The 1,834-nt window shown below is 49.8% G+C and carries 4 protein-coding genes; 1 reads left to right on the top strand and 3 read right to left on the bottom strand.

Annotated elements, in window-relative coordinates; genetic code table 11:
* The 3 genes from GC098_RS07330 to GC098_RS07320 all read right to left on the bottom strand — a co-directional run.
* Positions 1-413 (bottom strand): sigma factor (locus GC098_RS07330; RefSeq protein ID WP_281366924.1); only part of this gene is annotated, 413 nt, incomplete at its 3' end.
* Positions 410-781, bottom strand: coding sequence for a YciI family protein (locus GC098_RS07325; protein WP_246358480.1), 372 nt, complete (start codon positions 779-781; stop codon positions 410-412). The genes GC098_RS07325 and GC098_RS07330, both read right to left, overlap by 4 nt.
* Before the next feature lie 328 nt (positions 782-1,109).
* Positions 1,110-1,268: a hypothetical protein gene (locus GC098_RS07320; protein WP_171642402.1), complete on the bottom strand. Its 159-nt coding sequence runs from the start codon at positions 1,266-1,268 to the stop codon at positions 1,110-1,112.
* Between the two features lie 151 nt (positions 1,269-1,419).
* On the opposite strand from GC098_RS07320, the gene GC098_RS07315 reads away from it, so the two are divergent.
* Complete coding sequence (locus tag GC098_RS07315; protein ID WP_171642401.1) at positions 1,420-1,629, top strand: H-type small acid-soluble spore protein; 210 nt, start codon at positions 1,420-1,422, stop codon at positions 1,627-1,629.
* Positions 1,630-1,834: the final 205 nt, after the last annotated feature.

The following is a 1,834-nucleotide window of genomic DNA, read 5'->3' as shown; positions in this document are numbered from 1 at the left end:
TCAAGGCCAAGCACGGACTGGAGCATGAGCGGTGTACGCACGACAGGATCAATTTCGGGATGGGCGCAAATAAACAGCATCTTGAGCCGTTCATCCGGAAAAGACGCTTCGAGTTCGGCCCATTGCTGCGTATTTTTCGCCATTGCGATCAAAGTCTGCTCCGCACCGGCATGCACTCGGGCATGCCGGGTACCGTCGATCAGTCTGCGCTGCGCAGCAGTAAGCAGCCAGGCCTCGGGATTATCCGGCACTCCGGTCGCAGGCCATGATTCCAGCGCGGCCAGGAAAGCGTCGGCAAGCGCATCCTCCGCTGCGGCTAGGTCACGCCAGCGCACAGCCAGAAAAGCAACCAGACGGCCGTAGGAATCACGGGCCGTCTGTTCAATCAGTTGATGAGCATGCATGGCGCTCATAACGAAACTGGATGCAAGTTAGGGCGAACCTCAACCGAGCTGCCGGGACAACGTGCTGCCCATTCCAATGCGGTGTCCAAATCTGGCACGTCGATGATCATCAAACCGCCAAGATGTTCCTTGGTTTCGGTGATCGGGCCATCCTGAACCAGCAATTCACCACCCCTGAGGCTAAGCGTGGTTGCGGTTTCGGGGGCCTCGAGACCTGCACCGTTTACAACAATGCCTGAATCGAGCATCGCTTTGACATAATGGGCCCAGCTTGCGGCATATGCCTCCTTGTGAATCGGATCGTTTCGTTTGGCGAAATCCTCCGTCGTTTCATACATTAGCAGTGTGTAATTCATGGTTATTGCTCCTCTCAACATTAATAATGGGGTTGTTTCATGTCTTCACTATAATGACGATCCAGTTCGATGAATTTCTACATCATGAGAAAATTTTTTTTGAATGTCAGATGACGCAACTCAGAATAAAAATTCCAATCCATCCATCGTGCAGAGCTAGGCATTAGTTAATTAGAAAATCAGTTGACCCGCTTTCGCTTGCTACCATTTCGGCTCCTGAGCACACCTTTGTTATAAATTTTTCGTCATCCTATTATGCTAAAATAATACCACATATTGGGACTATCCTGCCCGTTAGCGGAACAAGGCCGCCAATAGATGTTCCGCGGCGAGATCGCTTCGAATTTGTTTAACCTCGTTTTGCGACCGGCTTCGTTTCGGCTAGTCCCATTTCATTACGGCCTGGTACAATCCCTTCAGAAACTGGCTCGCGGCAGACGCCCTGCCCTCCCCGGAATTCGGACAATGTTCTTATCACTAGTCGGGAATCGGATAATGTTCTTGACATCAACTTTTGACAAGAACTTGATCCGTTAAAAGAAATAGCCCGCGATTTACGCGGACTTGATTCAAACTATATTCTAATTAACCGACAATTACAGGTTCGCGCGGATAAGCAGCATGCCCCTTGCAAATACTGTACGAGAGGTGATGATATCATGGAAGCGTACAGAGCGAAGATGATCGCCGATTCTCCGGATGTAAAATTCGTGTCGTACTTCGGCGTGCCTGTGTTCATTGAACATGTAAACGTGGGAGCCGGGACGGCGAGAATTCATACGCTCGACAGGCCAGACGAGGAGCAGACGGTGCCGGTCGACGTGCTGACGGAAGAATTCAACGACGAGTTTGATTTGCCGTTTATGTGAGACGCCGCCAAAACTGCCGCAAAGCTTCGCGAAACAACTTCGTTGCTTCCTCACCGCTTTTATCCGTCGCCATTAAAAACCTTCCAATTCCAGATTGGAGGGTTATTTGGTATGAATAAAATCAGTTTACCATCTTCAATATTAGCTGGTTTAGCTGAACAGCCTGCCAGATAATGCAGACAGGCTGCTTTGATTGTACTATCGT

Source organism: Paenibacillus phytorum (assembly GCF_013141715.1).
Lineage (GTDB): Bacteria > Bacillota > Bacilli > Paenibacillales > NBRC-103111 > Paenibacillus_E > Paenibacillus_E phytorum.
Note: the sequence above shows the minus strand (reverse complement) of the source record. Positions and strands in the feature narration are given on the sequence as shown.

Bases quoted from the DNA above. Each gene is read 5' to 3' on its own strand.
- GC098_RS07325 (WP_246358480.1), bottom strand. From the start codon at position 781: ATGTTGAGAGGAGCAATAACCATGAATTACACACTGCTAATGTATGAA.
- GC098_RS07320 (WP_171642402.1), bottom strand. From the start codon at position 1,268: ATGTCAAGAACATTATCCGATTCCCGACTAGTGATAAGAACATTGTCC.
- GC098_RS07315 (WP_171642401.1), top strand. From the start codon at position 1,420: ATGGAAGCGTACAGAGCGAAGATGATCGCCGATTCTCCGGATGTAAAA.